The organism is Bradyrhizobium sp. Kon58 (genome assembly GCF_055807455.1).
The window spans coordinates 1-282 of the sequence record NZ_JBVVOT010000383.1; the positions used below are offsets into that span (position 1 = coordinate 1).

The 282-nt window shown below is 68.4% G+C and carries 1 protein-coding gene; it reads left to right on the plus strand.

Annotated features, from left to right (window positions below):
- Positions 1 to 255, plus strand: a 255-nt coding sequence (locus tag AC0L20_RS40865; protein WP_473295802.1) for a hypothetical protein, incomplete at its 5' end; no start/stop codon positions are given.
- Between the last annotated feature and the right edge of the window lie 27 nt (positions 256 to 282).

Here is a 282-nt window from a genome sequence, read left to right on the forward strand (position 1 = left end):
GCCGCAATCATGCAAGCCGACGCCGAGCGCTGGCCGTCCACTCAAGCGTCAGTGGGCGCGGTCTATGGCAAGACGGCCGACGATCAGACCCTGGCCAAGGCCACCGACAGCCACGCGCCATCGCAGTGGGCCTTCAACCCTGGCTTCGAACTGGCTTACCAGGTGGATGTGTGGGGCCAGGTCCAGCGCAGCATCGAACGGGCGCGGGTGGTTTGCGCGGCGACCGTGATGCGCAGCAGGTCTTCGGCATCCTGAGCCGCCGCCGCCTGCACCTGCGCCCGT